This window comes from Roseobacter sp. OBYS 0001 (assembly GCF_019654895.1).
GTDB lineage: Bacteria > Pseudomonadota > Alphaproteobacteria > Rhodobacterales > Rhodobacteraceae > Roseobacter > Roseobacter litoralis.
The window spans coordinates 301,008-321,587 of sequence record NZ_BPES01000002.1; the positions used below are offsets into that span (position 1 = coordinate 301,008).

The following is a 20,580-nucleotide window of genomic DNA, read 5'->3' on the forward strand; positions in this document are numbered from 1 at the left end:
CGTTACGTGATTCAGGTTTTTCGCATGACGCTTTAATGCGCCACGGCCCAGTTCGGCCCCTCGCCCGCATCCACGGTCAGTTTCACATCAAGGTGTACAACCGGGTCGGCGGCGCTTTCCATGACGCTGCGTGCGGCGTCGATCAAGGCGCCCTGCGATCCCTGATCGACCTCGAACAACAGCTCATCATGCACCTGCAGCAGCATCTTTGCGGGCAGATCCACGATGGCGGCGGGCATGCGGATCATCGCCCGGCGGATCACATCGGCGGCGGTGCCCTGTATCGGCGCATTGATCGCTGCGCGCGCGGCAAACCCGGCCTGAGGCCCCTTTGCCCCGATGTTTGGTGTGTGAATCCGACGGCCAAACAGTGTCTCGACATAGCCGTGCTCTTTGGCGAATGCCTTGGTGTCGTCCATATAGGTGCGGATGCCGGGGAATCGTTCGAAATACCGGTCGATAAAGCCCTGCGCCTCGCTGCGCGGGATACGCAGGTTGCGCGCCAGACCAAAGCCCGAGATGCCGTAGATTACGCCAAAATTGATCGCCTTGGCCTGTCTGCGAATCTCCGGCGTCATTTCATCGAGGGGGACATCGAACATCTCTGACGCGGTCATGGCGTGGATGTCCTGCCCCTCGTCGAAGGCGGCTTTCAGGGCCGGAATGTCGGCGATATGCGCAAGAATGCGCAACTCAATCTGGCTGTAGTCGAGTGCTACCAGCGTTTTGCCCTCTTCGGCGACAAAGGCTTCGCGGATGCGACGGCCTTCCTCAGAGCGAATTGGGATATTCTGCAGGTTTGGGTCGGTTGAGGCCAGCCGCCCGGTCGAGGCCCCGGCAATCGAATAGGATGTATGCACACGGCCCGTGTCCGGGTTGATGTGGTCCTGCAACGCGTCCGTATAGGTCGATTTCAGCTTGGACAGTTGCCGCCAGTCAAGGATGCGGCGCGGCAGTTCATGCTCGGTCGCCAGATCCTCAAGCACATCGGCACCGGTTGCATAGGCCCCGGTTTTGCCCTTCTTGCCACCCTGCAAGCCCATTTCATCAAACAGGATTTCACCCAGTTGTTTTGGGCTGCCCACATTGAATTTACGCCCGACCAGCGTGTAAATCTCATCTTCCAGCGCGGCCATTTTCTGGCTGAAGGCATTGGACATCCGGCTGAGGGTATCACGGTCCACCTTAATCCCTGCACGCTCCATATCCGCAAGCACGGCCACCATCGGACGTTCAAGCGTTTCATAGACCCGTGTGACCTGTGCGCGGTGAAGGGCCGGTTTGAACTGCTGCCACAAGCGCAGGGTGACATCCGCATCCTCAGCAGCATAGGGCACCGCATCGTTGAGCGGCACCTTGTCAAAGGTAATCGCAGACTTACCAGAGCCTAACAGCGGCTTTATGGGCAGGGGCGTGTGGCCCAGATACCGTTCCGACAAGGCGTCCATGCCGTGCCCGTGCAGACCGCCGTGCATGGCGTAAGACATCAGCATTGTGTCATCGATGGGCGCGACGGTGATCCCCACCTGCGCGAATATCTTGGCATCATATTTCATGTTCTGCCCGATCTTGAGGATGCTCTCATCCTCCAGAACGGGTTTGAGCATTTCCAGCGCCGTCTCCAGCGGCATTTGCCCTTCCGCCAGATCGTCAGAGCCAAAAAGGTCATCGCTGCTGGCCGCTTTGTGAATTAGCGGGATATAGCAGGCCTTGCCCGGCTCAACGCAGAGCGAAACCCCGACCAGATCCGCGGTCATGTCATTCAGTCCGGTTGTTTCGGTATCCACGGCGACATAGCCACGCTCGTAAATCTGATCGATCCACTCTTGCAGGGCTTCCGCACTGTCGACCTGAGAGTATCCGGCCTTGTCAAAAGGCACATCGGCGATTTCAAGCGCCGCCGGCGCATTGGCGGGCGTGTCGTTGATTTCCGGCATCTCGACCTTAAGCTGGTCGGCAATGCGTTTGGTCAGCGTTCGGAATTCCATTTCGGCCAGAAACGGCATCAATTGGTCTGGATTGGGGTCGCGCACCTCAAGGTCTTCGAGGGTGAAGTCCAACGGCGTGGCCTCATCCAGCAAAACCAGCCTGCGCGACAGGCGGATCTGGTCCGCGTGATCTATCAGTGTCTGTTTGCGTTTGGGCTGTTTGATTTCGCCTGCGCGTTCCAGCAGGCTGTCCAGATCGCCGTATTCATTGATCAGCAGGGCGGCGGTCTTGATGCCGATCCCGGGCGCACCGGGTACGTTATCGACAGAATCGCCCGCCAGCGCCTGAACGTCGACCACCCGTTCCGGATAGACGCCAAATTTCTCAAAGACACCGTCGCGGTCAATCCGCTTGTTTTTCATCGCGTCCAGCATGTCGACCCCGTCGCCCACAAGCTGCATCAGATCCTTGTCAGAACTGATGATGGTGCAGGTGCCACCGGCCTTGCGGGCCTGAACGGCCAATGTCGCGATAATGTCATCTGCCTCAAAGCCTTCTTTTTCCTTGCAGGCGATGTTGAAGGCTTCCGTCGCGCGTCGGGTCAGCGGGATCTGCGGGCGCAAGTCTTCGGGCATTGCGTCCCGGTTGGCTTTGTACAGATCGTACATGTCGTTGCGGAACGTATGGCTGCCTTTGTCGAAAATAACGGCGACATGGGTTGGCGCATCAGGGCCGGTGTTTCCCTCAACATAGCGGTGCAGCATGTTGCAAAACCCCGAAACGGCTCCAATCGGCAGCCCGTCGGATTTGCGCGTCAGAGGGGGCAGCGCATGATAGGCCCGAAAGATAAACGCCGACCCGTCGATGAGGTGAAGGTGATGCCCTTTGCCAAAAGTGTTTGTCATCGAACCGCTCCCTCAAGATGTCTCAAGACATGACAAATGCGTCACCTGTCTTTGGCTTACACATAACCCCAAGGCAGGTGCAATGCGTGCAAGCGCTCATGTTTTGTCTGCGTAATCCTTGTGGATATATTTGCAGTCGCAATAGCCACATTCCACCCAGCCGGTGTCTTTTGGAATTTGCAGCCACACGCGCGGATGCCCAAGCGCGCCTTCGCCACCGTCGCAGGCAATACGAAAGCGATCGACAATCTTTGTCTCAGGGGGCTGCTGCATGGGAAAGTTTCCTTGACTCTACACGGCTGCTTTATGGCCAAAGCCGCGTCTCGGGGCAAGCCCATCTGAACAGCGATCCGCTATCCTTTATCGGCACGTGCCTGATAGCAATTGTTGCGTGCGGATCGAATGTGCACAAATGCGACGGCTGGGTTTTCAAGGATCGCGTCGATACTGGCCGATAGAGTTATGGCAGGCACGACTGTGCCCGTTCCATAGACAATCCGCTCCGCCGCATCGTAGCCTTTGATCAGGTATTCAGGCGAGGTGGCGAGAATGGGGGGCAGATTGCTGACGCTTTGCCATCGGTCACACTGGTCTGAGCACAGAAAAACCGGTCCTGTTTCCGCATAGGGATGCACCCGGGCAAAAGGACGATAGGCGAGAATCAACATGCCGTGACCTTGTGGGATGTCTTGCAGGCAGTGTCGGCAGGGGTTGGAAGACCCATCCGAGGTGCTGAATTCGGCGATCTGACCGTTCGCGTCAACTCCCCCGGCCTGAAGGGCGCGCACCATCTCTGTTGGTAAGGCACTGTAAAGCGGCATTTTGACTTCCCTCATCGTCTGGATGACGCGCCCTGAATGGCGGATTTCATGTTTTTGCCGCAATCCGTTTCCTGCGCTTTCGAATGGGACTCCAAATGAGAACAAAAAGGGAATATGGTGATCTGTAACCATGTTTGCTGAACTCAATATCACCTCTAATTTCTCTTTCCTCAAAGGTGCCTCCCACCCGGAGGAATACATGTCCCGTGCGGCGGCGCTGGGTATCGGAGCCATTGCAATCGCAGATGAAAACACGGTGGCGGGAATCGTCCGTGCCCATGCGCAGGCGCGCGATATCGCCCGGCAGGTGCGCGAGCGGCAGGCATGGGAGGCCGCAAATGGCCAGATCGGCCCTGCCCTGCCGGCGGGGTTGCGGGTGACGCCCACGTTCCTTTACGCAATGCCGCGCCTGATCCCTGCGGCACGGCTGGTTTTCTCGGATGCTTGCGAAATCACGGCCCTGCCGGAAAACCGGGCAGGATGGGGCACCCTGTGCCGTCTTCTTTCAATGGGACGGCAGCGTGCCGAAAAAGGCTCTTGCGAATTGCGCCTGCAAGATCTGTTGGAAGGGGGCAGCGGGCTGCAATTGATCCTCTGGCCACAGGCGCAGGAGGTGCCGTGCGGCGCGGGTGGATGGGCGCAAACCGCGCGACAGTTGACGCGCTGCTTTACCGGGAAAATTCATATCGGCCTTTTCCCACAGTATGATGGTCGCGACCCTCAGCGCTTTGCAGACCTCACCGAACAGGCGCGGCGTCTGGGTTTGCCGACGGTGGCCAGTGCGGCCCCTGTCATGCATCACGGCGCGCGCCGCAAACTTGCAGATGTTGTGACCGCAATCCGAACCGGATGCCGCGTCGACGATCTGGGCCGCGTGGCCTTGCCCAACAGTGAGGCACGCCTGCGTTCAGAAGCCGAGATGCGCCGCCTTTTCAAAGGGTTTGACGCTGCCGTGGACCGCGCCCACACCCTTGCCCAAAGCCTGAAGTTCTCACTGGATGAACTGCGCTATGAATACCCGTCAGAGATTGCGGAGAATGAAACCCCCTCGGACCGGTTGCGCCGTCTGGCCTATGAGGGGCTCGCATGGCGCTACCCGGCAGGGACCTCTGACAAGGTTCACCGTCTGCTGGAACATGAACTCACCCTCATCGGAAAGTTGAAATACGAGCCCTACTTCCTGACCGTACGCGACATTGTGGCCTTTGCCCGGTCGCGCGACATTCTGTGTCAGGGGCGCGGGTCCGCGGCCAATTCGGTGGTCTGTTATTGTCTGGGCGTCACCTCCGTGTCCCCCGAGATCGGCACGATGGTGTTTGAGCGTTTCGTGTCAGAGGCGCGCAACGAACCCCCTGATATCGACGTGGATTTCGAACATGAGCGCCGCGAAGAAGTCATCCAGCATATCTATGAACGCTATGGTCGCCACCGCGCGGGGCTTTGCGCGACGGTCGTGCACTACCGGGGCAAACGCGCGATCCGCGAGGTGGGCCGCGCCATGGGGCTGAGCGAAGATACGATCTCTGCGCTCTCCTCACAGCTTTGGGGGTTCTTTTCCACCAAGGGGATCGAGGCGGAACGCATGGCCGAAATCGGGCTGGATGCAAACGACCGCCGCCTGCAACAAACCCTTGCATTGGTCTATGAGATCAACGGCTTTCCCCGCCATCTGTCCCAACACGTGGGGGGCTTTGTGATCACCGAAGGGCGGCTTGACGAACTGGTCCCCATTGAAAACGCCACGATGGAAGGGCGCACGGTCATTTGCTGGGACAAGGATGACATCGAAACGCTGGGCATCCTCAAGGTTGATGTGCTGTCACTGGGCATGCTCACCTGTATCCGCAAGGCGTTTGATCTGATGCAGATGCACCATAACGTCAGCCACACGCTGGCCTCCCTGCCGCCTGAGGATCCGGTGGTCTATGATATGCTCTGCCGCGCGGACAGCATCGGGGTGTTTCAGGTGGAAAGCCGCGCGCAGATGAATTTCCTGCCGCGCATGCGCCCGCGTTGTTTCTATGATCTGGTCATCGAGGTTGCGATCATCCGCCCCGGTCCCATTCAGGGCGATATGGTGCATCCCTACATCCGCCGCCGCAATGGAGAAGAAGAAGTCTCCTTCCCCTCGGACGAGTTGGGCGAGGTGCTGGGCAAGACACTGGGCGTGCCGCTGTTTCAGGAACAGGCGATGCAGATCGCCATTGTCGGCGCGGGCTTTACCCCCGATCAGGCGGACCGTCTGCGCCGTTCGCTGGCGACCTTCAAAAAGCACGGCAACGTCAGCGAATTCAGAAACCTGTTTCTGCGGGGCATGAAAAACAAGGGCTATGATGATGATTTTGCCGAGCGCTGTTTCAGTCAGATCGAAGGATTCGGATCGTATGGTTTCCCCGAAAGCCACGCGGCCAGTTTTGCGCTGCTGGTCTATGCCTCGTCTTGGATCAAATGCCACCACCCCGGCATCTTTGCCTGCGCGCTGCTGAATTCGCAGCCCATGGGGTTTTACGCCCCTGCCCAGATCGTGCGGGACGCGCGCGAACATGGGGTCGATGTGCGGCCCATCTGCATCAACGCCAGTTTTTGGGAAAACGTGATGGAGCCGGATGGTCAGGGTGGCCTCGCGCTGCGGCTGGGGTTCCGGCAGATCAAAGGCGTCAGCGAAGAGGACGCCACGTGGCTGACGGCGGCGCGCGGCAACGGCTATCGCTCCGTGCGGGATGTGTGGCGACGGGCCGGGCTGCAGCCAGTGATGATCGAACGTCTTGCCGAGGCAGATGTTTTTGCAGCCCTTGACCTTAATCGCCGCGCCGCCCTGTGGGAGGCCAAAGCACTTGTGCCGGGCGCGCCGCTGCCGCTGTTTGCAGGCGATATCGACGGTGAAGCCATTGATGAACCCGCAGCCCTGTTGCCCGAAATGACATTGGGCGAAGAGGTGGTCGAGGATTATGTCGCCATGCGCCTGACGCTCAGGGCGCATCCGATGGCGTTGCTCAGGCACCGGTTGACCCCACAGCCGGGAGCAAAACCTGTGTCCCTTGCACCCGCAGAGGGCAAAGCACCCGATCTGTCCAAACTGAGCTATACACGCGGTAATCCGGACTAGGGCATCTGTGCCCTTCACCCCGCGCCTGCCAAGCGTTACAAGGCCCGAAACAAGGCAAAACAGCAGGCGCACATATGACCGGACCTAAACCAGTGGTACTTTGCATCCTTGATGGCTGGGGATTGAGCGAGCGGCGCGAAGGCAATGCGCCCTTGCTGGCCGATACGCCCAATATGGACCGCCTCATGGCGACCTGCCCGCATGCGACGCTCACGACCTTTGGACCCGATGTCGGGCTGCCCAGCGGCCAGATGGGCAACTCCGAAGTCGGTCATACCAATATTGGCGCAGGCCGCGTGGTGGCCATGGATCTGGGCCAGATTGATCTGGCGATCGAAGAGGGGCTGTTTGCACAAAACTCCCGTCTCAGGGCCTTCATCGTGACCCTTCAAGACAGCGGCGGCACGGCGCATCTGATGGGCGTCGTCTCGGACGGTGGGGTGCATGGGCACATCAACCATATGGTTGCCGCCGCCAAAGCCCTCGCCGACGAAAATATTCCCGTGGTCATTCATGCGCTGACAGACGGGCGCGACGTGGCCCCACGCTCTGCCCTTGGGTATTTTGAGACGCTGCAGGCGGCTTTGCCGGACGGCGTTGAGATTGCAACCGTCACCGGGCGTTATTTTGCCATGGACCGCGACAATCGCTGGGACAGGGTATCCAAAGCCTATCAGGCCATCGTCACGGGCACGGGACGCAAGGCCGCGTCCGCATCTGATGCGGTGGATCAGGCCTATGCGCAGGGTGAAAACGATGAATTCATCTTACCCACAGTTCTGGACGGATACACGGGTGCAAAAGACAACGACGGATTCTTTTGCCTGAACTTTCGCGCCGACCGCGCCCGCGAAATCATGGCGGCAATCGGCGATCCCGATTTTACCGCCTTTGAAACGGGGGCCCGCCCGAAATGGGCACGGTTGATGGGTATGGCGCAGTATTCGCAGGCGCATGCGGCCTATATGGCGACCATGTATCCCAAACCGGAAATCGTGAACACGCTGGGGGATTGGGTGGCGCAACAGGGCTTGCGTCAATACCGGCTGGCGGAGACTGAAAAATACCCGCATGTCACGTTTTTCCTGAACGGCGGGGAAGAGGTGTCTTTCGCCGGTGAGGACCGTTTGATGCCGAAATCCCCTGATGTGGCGACCTATGATCTACAGCCTGAGATGTCATCCAAAGAGGTCACGGATGCCTTCGTCGCGGCAATTGAGGAAGGCTATGATCTGATCGTCGTGAACTACGCCAACCCCGACATGGTCGGGCACACAGGCGATTTGCAGGCCGCGATGAAAGCCTGCGAGGCGGTTGATCACGGGCTTGGCCGGGTTCTGGCCGCGCTGGAAAAGGCGGGTGGTGCGATGATCGTCACGGCCGATCATGGCAATTGCGATGTGATGATTGACCCTGAAACAGGCGGTCCGCATACCGCCCATACTCTGAACCCTGTGCCTGTGGTTGTGGTTGGCGCGCCAGAGAACACGACCCTCAGCGACGGACGGCTGGCCGATCTGGCCCCGACCATCCTGCATTTGATGGGATTAGAACCACCAAAGGAAATGACCGGCAAATGCCTGATGTCATAAAGCTGCTGGCCCTTTTGACGGTGCTATTGCTGCCTGCATTCGCTGTCGCACAAACCGCGCCTGCCGAGCGTGCGCGACTGGCTGTGGAGATGCTGGATGAGGCGAGCGGTAAACTGGAAGCCGCCCAGTCTGCACGCGACCGGGTGCGCGCCCTGACAGAAACCGTCACCGCATTCGAAGAAGGCCTTGGTGCCTTGCGCAGTGGCTTGCGGCAAGCCTCCGCCCGTGAAGCGCAGTTATCCGCGCAACTCATCGCGCAGGAACGGGAGATCGCGTCCCTCTTGGCTGTTTTGCAGCGGGTTGGGCGCGCGTCCTCGCCGGTCATACTGCTTCACCCCGGTGGCCCGACGGGGGCAGCACGCGCTGGTATGCTCGTGGCCGAAGTGACCCCGGCGCTCAGTGCCAAGGCGGCTGATGTGCGCCGGGATCTTGAGGAATTGCAGGCGCTTGCGGCCCTTCAAACGGATGCATCAACCCGTCTGGAAGCGGCCCTGCAACAGGTGCAGGAAGCGCGCGCGGCGCTCAATCAAGCCATGGCCGATCGTACAGATTTGCCCAAACGCTTTGTGAGCGATCCTATCAACGAGGCCATCCTTATCGACACGGCTGAAACGCTGGATGAATTCGCGGCCGGTCTGGACCGCGTCATTCTCGAAGAGATCGCCATCGTCCCGCCTGATCTGGCCGGAGACAAAGGCGCGCTTGATCTGCCCGTGCGGGGTCGCCTTTTGCGCGCCGCCGGAGAGGCAGATGCGGCTGGTATCCGCCGCCCGGGCATCATTATGGCAACGCAACCCGCTGCCCTTGTTACCAGCCCCGTTCCTGCAACAATCCGCTATGTCGGGCCGTTGCTCGATTTCGGACAGGTGGTGATTCTCGAGCCGCAGGCCGAAGTTCTCTTTGTCTTCGCGGGGTTGGAGACCGTATACGGTGCGGCCGGTGACGTGATTAAAGCGGATGCACCGCTGGGTCTTATGGGCGGTGTTGGCGACAAAATTGCCGCAGAGTTGTCAACAGATGGTGATCAGACTGGTACAGGGCGTTCAGAAACGCTCTATATAGAGGTAAGAGTGAATAATACGCCTGAGGATCCGAGCGATTGGTTCCGGACAGAAAAGGATGGATAGAGATTTATGAAAAAATTTGCCATGGCGGCATTGGGCGGAACCCTGGCTGGTGTCATCGCGACAACCCAGATCGCAGGTCCCTTGCTCGCGCAGGATTCCGCAAAGTCGAGCAACGTATACGAGCAGCTTGATCTTTTCGGGGATATTTTTGAACGCATTCGTGCGCAATATGTTGAAGAGGTCGACCCCGGAGAGCTGATTGAAGCTGCGATTGATGGTATGCTGACCTCGCTTGATCCGCATTCCAGCTATCTCAGCCCGGATGACGCAGCACAAATGCGGGTTCAGACACGCGGCGAGTTTGGCGGCCTTGGCATCGAGGTCACGCAGGAAGAAGGCTTTGTCAAAGTCGTCTCGCCCATTGATGGCACCCCTGCGGATGAGGCGGGAGTCGAAGCAGGTGATTTCATCACGCATGTTGACGGCGAATCCGTTCTGGGCCTGTCGCTCGACGAAGCGGTCACGATGATGCGCGGCCCCGTTGGGTCCGAGATCATCATCACATTGGTGCGCGAAGGCGAGCCAGAGCCGTTTGATGTCTCCATCATTCGCGACACGATCAAACTGACCGCTGTGCGCACGCGGACACAGGGTGATACGGTTGTGCTGCGGGTAACGACGTTCAACGACCAGACCTACACCAACCTGCAATCCGGTCTCAAAGAGCAGATCGAAGAAGCAGGCGGCATTGATGCGATCAACGGGATCGTCATTGACCTGCGCAACAACCCCGGTGGTTTGCTGACGCAAGCGATCCGGGTGTCAGATGCCTTCTTGGAAAAGGGTGAAATTGTATCCACCCGTGGTCGTGAAATTCAGGACGGAGAGCGGTTCAACGCAACCGCTGGCGATCTTGCCGAAGGCAAACCGATCGTGGTTCTGATCAATGGCGGCTCTGCCTCTGCCTCCGAGATCGTCGCGGGTGCTTTGCAGGATCACCGCCGTGCGATTGTTGTCGGTACCAAGAGTTTTGGCAAAGGCTCCGTGCAAACAGTGATGCCCCTGCGCAGCGATGGTGCGATGCGCCTGACGACTGCGCGGTATTACACGCCGTCAGGTCGTTCGATCCAGTCTCTGGGCGTTTCCCCCGACATCGTTGTTGAGCAGCCACGCCGCAGTCTGGCAGAAGAAGAAGAGGACGAGACAACAAACCGTCCGTCCCGCTCTGAAGCGGATCTGCGCGGTTCTTTGAACAATGACAGCCTGTCGGAAGATGAGATCAAGCAGATCGAAGCAGACCGCGCCAAAGCCGAAGCTGCAGCGGCCCTGCGCGAAGAGGATTACCAACTGGCCTATGCCATTGATATTCTCAAAGGTCTGTCGGCCATCGGAACCAGCAACCGCTAGGTTATTGAAGCGCCCCGCCGTGTCAGGCGGGGCACTTCAGGCGCAATATCCAGCTTGGACATTGGGCATTTGGTTTTGTGAGAGAGGGTGGGTTTTGATGCGATGAAGGCCGGATAGTGCCCTCATAGTGTCAAAATATGCCGGATCAGAACCTGCTTTTGACCGCCTTTGGTCCCAAAAAAAGCCTCACGCAGCACCGGGCCGCGTGAGGCTTTTTTCGTTGTATCTTGGGCATTCGTATCGCAAGACGCGCGCCCCAAGCGAAAGGCAGCGACCTGTGATACGAATCACAGGCAAAGTGCTTTACAGTTCCATGTACTCGTGGCCTTCGTCTTTAGCGCCCGGATGGGTCACGGCCCCAAGATAGGTCGGCCCCACGAGTTGTGCGTACTTCCACAAGGCACCAGCACCATAGATCGTCGGGCGCGCGCCCTTCCAGTTGGCTTTGCGCTCGGCCATGTCCTCTTCGGACACGTCAACGGAGATTGTCCCCTCAATCGCATTCAGGCTGATCATATCGCCGTCTTCAAGCAGCGCGATTGGACCACCATGGGCAGCCTCTGGACCGACATGGCCGACACAAAAGCCACGCGTGGCCCCCGAGAAACGCCCATCTGTGATCAGCGCCACTTTCTTGCCCATGCCCTGACCGGAAAGCGCCGCGGTCGTCGCCAGCATCTCGCGCATGCCGGGGCCGCCTGCTGGACCTTCGTTGCGAATGACAAAGACATCGCCTTCTTCATAGGTGCGGTTCTGGACGGCTTCAAACGCGTCCTGCTCACATTCAAAGATGCGCGCAGGGCCGGTGAACAGCAAATGCTGCGGTTCCATCCCGGCGATTTTCACGATGGCCCCTTCGGGGGCAAGATTGCCCTTGAGACCGACGACGCCACCGGTTTTCGACAGCGGTGTTTCAATCGGATAGACAACGCGCCCGTCCGCCTCAAGGCTGACCTTGTCCAGTTCCTCGCCGATGGAATAGCCGGTGACGGTCATGCAATCCTCGTGCAACAGACCCGCCTTGCGCAGCTCTTTCATCACCACGGGCACGCCGCCCGCTTCGTACATGTCCTTGGCGACATACTGCCCGCCCGGTTTCAGATCGACGAAGTAGGGCGTGTCGCGGAAAATCTCGCAGACGTCTTCGAGGAAGAAATCGATGCCCGCCTCATGCGCCATGGCAGGCAGGTGCAGACCGGCGTTGGTCGACCCGCCCGTACAAGCGACGATCCGGGCTGCATTCTCAAAGGCCTGCCGCGTGCAGATGTCGCGCGCGCGGATGTTCTTTTCGATCAGGTTCATGACGGCCGCACCCGAGGCTTCGGCATAGGCGTCACGGGATTCGTACGGCGCAGGCGCCCCGGCAGAATTGGGCAACGCCAGACCGATGGCCTCGGATACACAGGCCATGGTGTTGGCGGTAAACTGCCCGCCACAGGCTCCGGCCGAGGGGCAGGCAACCCGTTCGAGCACTTCCAGCTCTGCTTCGGTCATCGTGCCGTTTTGCTGATGGCCCACCGCTTCGAACATGTCCTGAACGGTCAGATCGCGGTCAACGTATTCCGCAGGCACGGACGCCCCCTTGGGCGCACGTCCCGGCAGGATCGACCCGCCATACAAGAAAACCGATGGCACATTCAGACGGATCATCGCCATCATCATGCCTGGCAGGGATTTGTCGCAACCCGCCAGCCCCACAAGCGCATCATAGCAATGCCCGCGCATGGTCAGTTCGACCGTATCGGCAATCGCCTCGCGTGACGCCAGTGACGACCGCATGCCCTCATGGCCCATGGCGATGCCGTCGGTGACGGTGATGGTGGTGAATTCACGTGGTGTGCCGCTTTCGCGTTTCACACCCATCTTGACCGATTGCGCCTGACGGTTCAGGGCGATGTTACAGGGGGCTGCCTCGTTCCAGCAGGTGGCCACGCCAACAAGCGGTTGATGGATTTCTTCCTCCGTCATGCCCATCGCGTAATAGTAGGACCGATGCGGCGCGCGTGAGGGCCCCTCGGTCACATGGCGGCTGGGCAGCTTGGATTTATCAAAGCGCTGGCTGGACATGGTGTCTCTCCGTAACAAAAACCTTGAACAGGCATAGCCAACCGCCCTGCGGGCCGCAAGGCTCAAGCGTAACGGCAGCCCACACATGCGTCCTTGTATTGATGTGCCCACAGACCTAAGTTGCACGTCAGGCAGGGACACTCACTGCTGTCGCCCTGCGGGTCCAGTCGGCCTGTCCTCAGGCCTATGACGAAAGCCGGTATATGGAATCCTCGATTTTTTCTTTCATCTGGAAGTATTCCAGACGACAGCAGATTGTTCTGCTGTTGTTTACTGTTTTCACCTTCCCGTTTCTCTATGCCACGCTGGAGTTGCCCAAGCGGATCATCAACGACGCCATCGGTGCCACGTCTTCGATCGTTGAAATCTGGGATGGTATCCAAGTTTCGCAGGTCGAGTTCCTGATGATCTTGTGTGGGCTTTACCTGTTGTCAGTGCTGGTCCACGGTTTGCTCAAGATGCGCCTGAACACCATGAAAGGTGTGCTGGCGGAACGCCTTTTGCGCAGGTTCCGTTTTCAATTGGTGAGCCGCATGATGCGGTTTCCGCGCGCCTATTTCCGATCGACCTCGCAGGGTGAGCTTGTGTCGATGGTCACTTCCGAGGCCGAGCCGATGGGCGGTTTGATGGGGGACGCCGTGGCGCAGCCGGTCTTTCAGGCCGGGCAGATGTTGATCATCGTGGCCTTTTTGTTTGCGCAAAGCGTCTGGTTTGGCCTTGCGGGGATCGCGCTTATTCCCCTGCAGGCGTGGCTGATCCCCATGTTGCAACGGCAAATCAACCAGTTGAACAAAAGGCGGATTGTCGAGGTCCGCCAGTTCGCTGCTGAAATCGGCGAAACCGCTGCCGGTGTGACGGATTTGCGAACCAATGGTGGCTGGCGTTTTCGTCTGGCCGGATTCACGGACCGGCTGGGCCGCCTGTTCGACATTCGCTTTCAGATCTACCAGAAAAAATTCTTCATGAAGTTCCTCAACAACTTCATCACGCAGCTGACGCCATTCTTTTTCTATTCGGTCGGCGGCGTTCTGGCCATTCGCGGTGATATTACCGTGGGCGCGCTGGTGGCGGCACTCGCGGCGTATAAGGACCTCAGCTCGCCGTGGAAGGAGTTGCTGACCTACTACAATCAGGTGCAGGACATGTCCCTGCGATGGGAAATCGTGGTCGAGCGTTTCGCGCCAAAGGGCATGATCGAGGAAAGCCTGTTCGAAGGTGAACCCGACGAAATGCCGCGCCTTGATGGCGCAATCTCGATGAAGAATGTGACTGTGCGCAATGCTGATGGCAATGCGGTGCTGGAAAACATCAATCTTGAGATTCCAGCAGGTGCGCGCGTTGCTGTCAAATCCACCAACCAGTCCGAGCGTATAGCTTTTGCCGAACTGTTGACGCGAGAGGTCATTCCCGCGCGGGGCGATATCACAATTGCCGGCAGGCATCTGAATGAATTGCATCAAGCTGTTGTGGCCGCGCGCATCGGGTATGCACACTCGCGGCCCTACCTGTTTAACGGCACTTTGGGTGAAAACCTGTTCATGCCGCTCAAAACCAGCCCGAAAACCGTTTTGTGGGACCCACAGCACAAAGACAAAGCGACAATCGAGGCGCAACGTTCCGGCAACAGTCTGGACAGCACCAAGGCGGACTGGCTCGACCCGCAGCTTGCCGGTCTGAATACCGCCGAAGAAATACGCGGATGGTGGTTCCATCTTGTCGAAGCCATGGGCACGGATGACATCATGTTCCGCCGCATGCTGGATGCGCGCATGGACCCGGCGAAACACCCAGAACTTGCGCAGCAGTTGGTTGATTTACGCGATGACGTGCATGCGCGGCTACAGGAACGGGGGCTTGCGTCGCTGGTCAATCGCTTTGACCCGGACGAGTTCAACCCGTCGGTCCCATTGGGGGGGAACCTGATGTTCGCCTCGCCCAGAAAACACATCACGCAACAGAACCTTGCATCAGAGAGCAACTTTCTGCGCCTGTTCACCGAAATTGGCCTCGCAGAGCAAGGGATCGCCATTTCCCAGACGCTGATCGAAACGTTGCACCAGACCTTTGGCATGGATGGCACGAGCCACCCCCTGTTTACCGCACTGGGGATCGAAGAAGAACTGTATGAAAAGCTGGTGGATATCGCCATGCGCCGAAAGGACAGAGGCGATCAGGCGATCAGCGAAGAAGAATTCGCACTGTTGCTGACAGTGCCATTTGCCTTCACCGCAGAGCAGATAGGCCCGGGTTTTCCCGAAAGCTTCAAACAGGAAATCGTTGAAATCCGTAAAACCAAGAGCGAGGAAATTCGCAACCGCCTGAAGGACTTGTTTGTTCCTGTCGCGCCGGAGAATTACCTGCCGCGTCTGACGTTGATGGACAACGTTCTTTATGGGCGAATTGCGGCCTTCGCGGGTGTACAGGGCGAATTGATCGAGGACATCGTCGCCGAGGTGCTCGCGGAAAAAGGCCTGAAACGGCTCGTCGCAGAGACGGTCCTTGATGTTCCAACCGGGTTGGCGGGCTCGAATATGACGAACATCTTTCAGGAACGTGCAGCTTTCAGCAGGGCAGGCATCAAGCGGCCCGATATTCTCATCCTCGATACGGTTTTGGCCAGCCATGATGCAACGTCCCGCCAGCGCACCCGGGCGCGCCTTCAGGAGCTGCTGCCCAAGACCACCATGATTTTCCTTGAGGACAATTTTGAAAACCCGCAGGCGTATGATCTGCATATCGAAATCAAAAATGGCCGGATTGACGGCGAATCCGATGTGGAAGAGGTTGAGGATGATGCCTCTGGCTCGGACGATCTGAGGCGTAAAATCCGGGTGATCTCGCGCACTGCGTTATTTTCTGATCTGGAGGCGCGCAGTCAGCGGCTGCTGGCTTTCGCTGCTCAGTGGTATGACGCGCCCAAGGGCAAACAGATATTCTCAATGGGTGAGCGGGCGGATGCGGTCTATCTATGCCTCTCCGGCAACGCGATGATGAGCTATGTCGACAACTCCGGCACCCGTCAGGAAGTGACAAAGGTTGAGCCGGGGCGGTTGATTGGCGACCTCGCGATTATTCTGGATGAGCCGCGCCAGCTTGACCTGATCGCCCAGACAGACAGCCAGTTCCTGCGGATCGGCGCAGAGCAGTTTCGCGCCGTGATCGGGGACGATCCCGACGTGCTGATGAGCCTTTTGAAAACAGTGGCAAGCCATCTGTCTGGTGCTGCGGAAGTGCTGCGTGCATCAGGGGTGAGCATTCGCGAAGTTGCCGAAGAGCAGCAAGCCGCAGGGCGCTCGGATCAGCAGCGTTCAAAGGCAGCGGAATAGAGAGTTTGCGTGTCCTTGTTTAGAGCATACCGCGCACATGAGGCGCTGATTACACCGGCGCGGTCCAAGGCACAGGTTTGGCGGTTGGTGATTGGCGTAATCCTGATCGCAGGTGTTTTCCTGCTGGCCAATCAGTTTTTGCATCAGTCTCTTTTTACGCTTCTCGGCTCTGAAACCTATGGGGCGTTGACTGGCAGAGATGGCCAGATGTCACAGCTATCGGTTGTGTTCTTGTTGTTATCGTTCGGCCTGCTGACGGTGGCGGTTACCGTCGCGCTGAAGGTCGCCCATAACCGGGGCATATCCGCCGTCTTTGGGAACGCCACCCTGTTTCGCAGCCAGTTTATCGTGGTTCTGCTGATGCTTGTGATCCTTAACGCTGCGGTATTTGCGCTGCCGCCTTGGGACATGGGCGCGCCGTTGGTGCCCAATGTGAACTTCGGGGCGTGGCTTGTGGTGCTCCCTTTTGCGATCGTTGCGATCATCGTGCAGGTCAGTGCCGAGGAAATCCTGTTTCGCGGGTATCTGCAGCAACAACTGGCCGCACGCTTCAGATCGCCGCTGATCTTTCTTTTGGTGCCGTCGGTGTTGTTTGGTCTGGGACACTATATGCCTGAAGAGGCCGGGGAAAACGCCAATATCATCATGGTCTGGTCAGTGATTTTCGGCGTTCTGATGGCTGATCTGACGGCGCGTGCTGGCACGCTGGGACCAGCGATTGCCGTGCATTTCGTCAATAACGTCATCGCTATCCTTTTTGTCTCAATGCCCGACAGCCTGTCTGGTCTGGCGCTCTATCTCAGCCCCTTTGCCCTGACTGACACCCAAGAGCTGCGCGCTTGGCTGCCGGTGGAATTCGCCATGATGGTGGTCACGTGGCTGGCGGCCCGATTGGCGATCCGGCGCTGATTGCACTTTCCCGCGAGGGCGATTATCTAAAGCTGAACAAGGCCACAGGGGCGTCGCTATGAACTGGATCACCAATTACGTCCGCCCGCGGATCAATTCGATTTTTTCGCGCAGAGAGACACCAGACAATCTTTGGACCAAATGCCCGGAATGCGGCACGATGCTTTTTCATCGCGAGGTGTCGGACAATCTGAATGTCTGCACCAGTTGCGATCATCATATGAACATCACCGCCCGCGATCGGTTGACTGCATTGTTCGATGGCGGTGTTTTCACGGATGTTGAAGTCACGCCGCCAACCGTTGATCCGCTCGGGTTTCGGGATCAGAAAAAATACCCAGATCGTTTGAAGGCGGCCCAGAAAGAAACATCGGAAGCCGAAGCAATGCTTGTCGGCTGTGGGGAAATCGGTCGCACACCCATTGTTGCCGCTGCGCAGGACTTTTCGTTCATGGCGGGATCCATGGGCATGTATGTGGGCAATGCCATCATTGCAGCCGCGCAGGAAGCGGTCCGGCTCAAGCGCCCGTTGATCCTGTTTTCCGCCGCCGGTGGCGCGCGCATGCAGGAGGGCATTTTGTCGCTGATGCAGATGCCGCGCACGACAGTTGCGGTGCAAATGCTCAAAGAGGCGGGTCTGCCTTATATCGTCGTGCTGACCCATCCGACCACGGGCGGTGTGACAGCCAGCTATGCCATGCTGGGGGATGTGCATATTGCCGAACCCAATGCGCTGATATGTTTTGCCGGTCCGCGTGTGATCGAACAGACAATCCGTGAAAAGCTGCCCGAGGGCTTTCAGCGCGCTGAATACCTGCTGGATCATGGCATGCTGGACCGGGTGACACACCGCATGAAAATGCGGGATGAACTGATCACCATCACGCGCATGTTGCTGGGCCTGCCACCCGCTGTGCGGGGGGATTTGCCGCCGCCTGATCCGAATGCAGCACCGTTGAGCGAAGGCGCGTCAGAGACTTCATCGGATAGTGCCGGGAAATGAACGCTCAGTCGTCTGACGTTATTCTTGAGCGGATGATGGCGTTGCATCCCAAGGTGATCGACCTCACGCTGGACCGCGTCTGGCGGCTGTTGGATGCGCTGGGCAATCCGCAACGCAATCTGCCGCCTGTGATCCACATCGCAGGCACGAATGGTAAAGGCTCGACACAAGCGATGATCCGCGCCGGGCTGGAAGCTGCGGGAAAGTCTGTTCACGCTTATACCAGCCCGCATCTGGCGCGCTTTCACGAACGCATCCGTGTGGCGGGGGATTTGATTTCCGAAGCAGACCTCACGGCAGTGCTCGATGAATGCTACGCCGCAAATGGGGGTGGCGACATCACCTATTTCGAAATCACAACCTGTGCCGCCCTGCTGGCGTTTTCGCGCACACCCGCCGATTTTACGCTGCTTGAGGTTGGTCTGGGCGGGCGGCTGGATGCGACGAATGTGGTGGATGACCCGGTGCTGACCATGATCACGCCGGTCTCCATGGACCACGAGCAGTTTCTTGGGGATACGCTGCGCAAGATTGCTTTTGAAAAGGCGGGCATTATCAAACCGGGCGTGCCCTGCATCGTGTCGCGTCAGGCCGATGATGGCATGGAGGTTATCGAAGAGGTCGCACAACGTCACGCAGCGCCGCTGCTGGCCTATGGGCAGCAGTGGCACGTGGGGCCTGATCGCGACCGGATCAGCTATCAGGATGATACCGGCTTGCTGGATTTACCGATGCCCAACCTGCCCGGCGCGCATCAGATTATGAACGCGGGCGCGGCACTGACCGCTCTGCGCTATCTCGGGTTTGACGAACACGCCGCCGAAGCTGCGGTCACAACCGCCTTCTGGCCCGCCCGTATGCAGCGCCTGAAAACCGGCCCGCTGAGGGATGCCGCACCGCAGGCGGAACTTTGGCTGGATGGGGGGCATAACCCCGCTGCCGGTGAAGCACTGGCCGCGCACCTTCAAACCCTGTCTGAGCGGCCAACGCGTCTGATTTGTGGGATGTTGAACACCAAGGATATCGACGGGTATCTGCGCCCGCTGGCCGCTGTGACGCAGGATCTGACCGCCGTGTCCATTCCCGGTGAAGCCAGCACACTACCTGCCGAGGCCACCGCCGAAGCGGCACGAAATGTCGGATTTTCGGCGGATGTGGCGGATGATGTGGGGGCGGCGCTGGCGAAAATCGTCGCAACCACGCCACAGGCGCGGGTGCTGATTTGCGGCTCGCTCTATCTGGCAGGGGCGATCTTGCGCGAGAATGGTTAGGGGCGCTATTGCCCCCAGTCGCTCCCCTGCATCTCGCGCAGTCTTGAGGCCGTGCGTTCAAACTCAAACGTGCCCTCGCCCTCGACATAGAGCATTTCCGGTTTCGCCGCTGCCGAGCAGATCAGGCGCACCTTGGCCTCGTAAAGCGCATCAATCAGCGTCACGAACCGCTTCGCCTCATTGAAGTTCGAGCGGGACAAAGAGGGAATACCGTCGATCATCAGCACTTTTACAGCTTCGGCCAGGGTCAGGTAATCGGCAGGCCCTAATGGCTTGCCGCAAAGGTCGTGAAACCCGGCGCGCGCCACGCTGTTGCGGAAGGCCGGGAGTTCGACATCCCGACCTTTGACCTTGAGGATAAGCGGGGTGCCCGGCCCCCCGGCCAGATCGTCCCAAACCGCATCCATGGCCTTGCGCGCGTCAGAATTGACCGGCGTGAAATAGACCTGCTGCCCCCCAAGGCGGTCCTGTCGGTAATCGGTCGGGCTGACCAATTCATGCACGACCATGCGCTCTTTGATCAGGGCGATGAACGGCAGGAAAAGATCGCGGTTCAACCCATTTTTATAAAGCTCATCCGGATGCCGGTTCGACGTGGTGATGACCACGACGCCCGCGCTGAACAGCGCTTCAAACAGACGGCCGACGATCATCGCGTCGGTAATATCGCTGATCTGCATCTCGTCAAAGGCGAGCAAGCGCACGGAGGCGGCAACGTCCGCGGCAACCGGGCTGATCGCGTCTTCGACGCCGGATTTGCGCACCTCATGCATGGCGGCGTGTATTTCCTGCATGAAGGCATGAAAATGCACGCGCCGCGCTGGAATACCGTCAAGGTGCTCCACGAACAGATCCATCAACATGGATTTTCCGCGCCCCACGCCCCCCCAGAAATAGACACCCTTTGGCGGTTCCGGTGCCTTGCGGAACAGCCCTTTCTTGACGGGCTGCAACAGGGCGTCATGCACACGTTCAAATTCGGGCAAAGCCGCAATCTGCGCCGGATCGGCGATGAGCGTGCCGTCTTGCGTGAGGCTCATGTAATGTTGCGACAGGCTGGTCATAATCCCCAATAGCGACTGTGGCTGCGCGAGAAAAGAGGCGGGTGATATCAAGAATTGTGCGGTGGGCATAAAAACTGCTGATTTGACGTTTTGATCCGACATCGTAGTCTGCC

The 20,580-nt window shown here is 58.7% G+C and carries 13 protein-coding genes; 8 read left to right on the plus strand and 5 right to left on the minus strand.

Annotated elements, in window-relative coordinates:
* Positions 1–32: 32 nt before the first annotated feature.
* The 3 genes from polA to K5Q35_RS06960 form a co-directional block, all read right to left on the minus strand.
* Entirely contained in the window at positions 33–2,834 is a 2,802-nt protein-coding gene (gene polA, locus K5Q35_RS06950) for a DNA polymerase I (RefSeq protein WP_220799000.1), read from the minus strand.
* Between the two features lie 96 nt (positions 2,835–2,930).
* On the minus strand, positions 2,931–3,107 hold the full coding sequence (locus K5Q35_RS06955) for a zinc-finger domain-containing protein (protein ID WP_083825492.1): 177 nt from the start codon (positions 3,105–3,107) through the stop codon (positions 2,931–2,933).
* An 80-nt stretch (positions 3,108–3,187) separates the two neighbouring features.
* Positions 3,188–3,655 carry a DUF1203 domain-containing protein gene (locus K5Q35_RS06960; RefSeq protein ID WP_220799001.1) on the minus strand — a complete coding sequence of 156 codons (468 nt, stop codon included), beginning with the start codon at positions 3,653–3,655 and terminating at the stop codon, positions 3,188–3,190.
* Between the two features lie 130 nt (positions 3,656–3,785).
* Here K5Q35_RS06960 and K5Q35_RS06965 point away from each other — a divergent pair, with 130 nt between their 5' ends.
* From K5Q35_RS06965 to K5Q35_RS06980, 4 genes are all read left to right on the plus strand, one after another.
* The gene (locus tag K5Q35_RS06965) at positions 3,786–6,761 is read left to right on the plus strand and encodes an error-prone DNA polymerase (RefSeq protein WP_220799002.1); all 2,976 of its coding nucleotides are present in this window, start codon (positions 3,786–3,788) and stop codon (positions 6,759–6,761) included.
* Positions 6,762–6,835: 74 nt separating this feature from the next.
* Complete coding sequence (gene gpmI / locus K5Q35_RS06970; RefSeq protein ID WP_220799003.1) at positions 6,836–8,353, plus strand: 2,3-bisphosphoglycerate-independent phosphoglycerate mutase; 1,518 nt, start codon at positions 6,836–6,838, stop codon at positions 8,351–8,353.
* Positions 8,338–9,480 carry a murein hydrolase activator EnvC gene (locus K5Q35_RS06975; RefSeq protein WP_220799004.1) on the plus strand — a complete coding sequence of 381 codons (1,143 nt, stop codon included), beginning with the start codon at positions 8,338–8,340 and terminating at the stop codon, positions 9,478–9,480. Before gpmI ends, K5Q35_RS06975 begins: the two co-directional genes overlap by 16 nt.
* A gap of 6 nt (positions 9,481–9,486) precedes the next feature.
* On the plus strand, positions 9,487–10,827 hold the full coding sequence (locus tag K5Q35_RS06980) for a S41 family peptidase (protein WP_220799005.1): 1,341 nt from the start codon (positions 9,487–9,489) through the stop codon (positions 10,825–10,827).
* Between the two features lie 303 nt (positions 10,828–11,130).
* On the opposite strand, the gene ilvD is transcribed toward K5Q35_RS06980, so the two are convergent.
* On the minus strand, positions 11,131–12,894 hold the full coding sequence (gene ilvD / locus K5Q35_RS06985) for a dihydroxy-acid dehydratase (RefSeq protein ID WP_220799006.1): 1,764 nt from the start codon (positions 12,892–12,894) through the stop codon (positions 11,131–11,133).
* A gap of 203 nt (positions 12,895–13,097) precedes the next feature.
* Here ilvD and K5Q35_RS06990 point away from each other — a divergent pair, with 203 nt between their 5' ends.
* From K5Q35_RS06990 to K5Q35_RS07005, 4 genes are read left to right on the plus strand one after another with little or no spacing between them, the layout of a single operon-like run.
* Positions 13,098–16,220: an ABC transporter transmembrane domain-containing protein gene (locus K5Q35_RS06990; protein ID WP_220799007.1), complete on the plus strand. Its 3,123-nt coding sequence runs from the start codon at positions 13,098–13,100 to the stop codon at positions 16,218–16,220.
* 9 nt (positions 16,221–16,229) lie between these two features.
* Entirely contained in the window at positions 16,230–17,129 is a 900-nt protein-coding gene (locus tag K5Q35_RS06995; protein WP_220799008.1) for a CPBP family intramembrane glutamic endopeptidase, read from the plus strand.
* A 58-nt stretch (positions 17,130–17,187) separates the two neighbouring features.
* Complete coding sequence (gene accD / locus K5Q35_RS07000) at positions 17,188–18,132, plus strand: acetyl-CoA carboxylase, carboxyltransferase subunit beta (protein ID WP_013964032.1); 945 nt, start codon at positions 17,188–17,190, stop codon at positions 18,130–18,132.
* The gene (locus K5Q35_RS07005) at positions 18,129–19,403 is read left to right on the plus strand and encodes a folylpolyglutamate synthase/dihydrofolate synthase family protein (RefSeq protein WP_220799009.1); all 1,275 of its coding nucleotides are present in this window, start codon (positions 18,129–18,131) and stop codon (positions 19,401–19,403) included. Before accD ends, K5Q35_RS07005 begins: the two co-directional genes overlap by 4 nt.
* Before the next feature lie 5 nt (positions 19,404–19,408).
* Here K5Q35_RS07005 and zapE read toward each other — a convergent pair whose 3' ends face one another.
* On the minus strand, positions 19,409–20,467 hold the full coding sequence (gene zapE, locus K5Q35_RS07010; RefSeq protein ID WP_013964034.1) for a cell division protein ZapE: 1,059 nt from the start codon (positions 20,465–20,467) through the stop codon (positions 19,409–19,411).
* Positions 20,468–20,580: the final 113 nt, after the last annotated feature.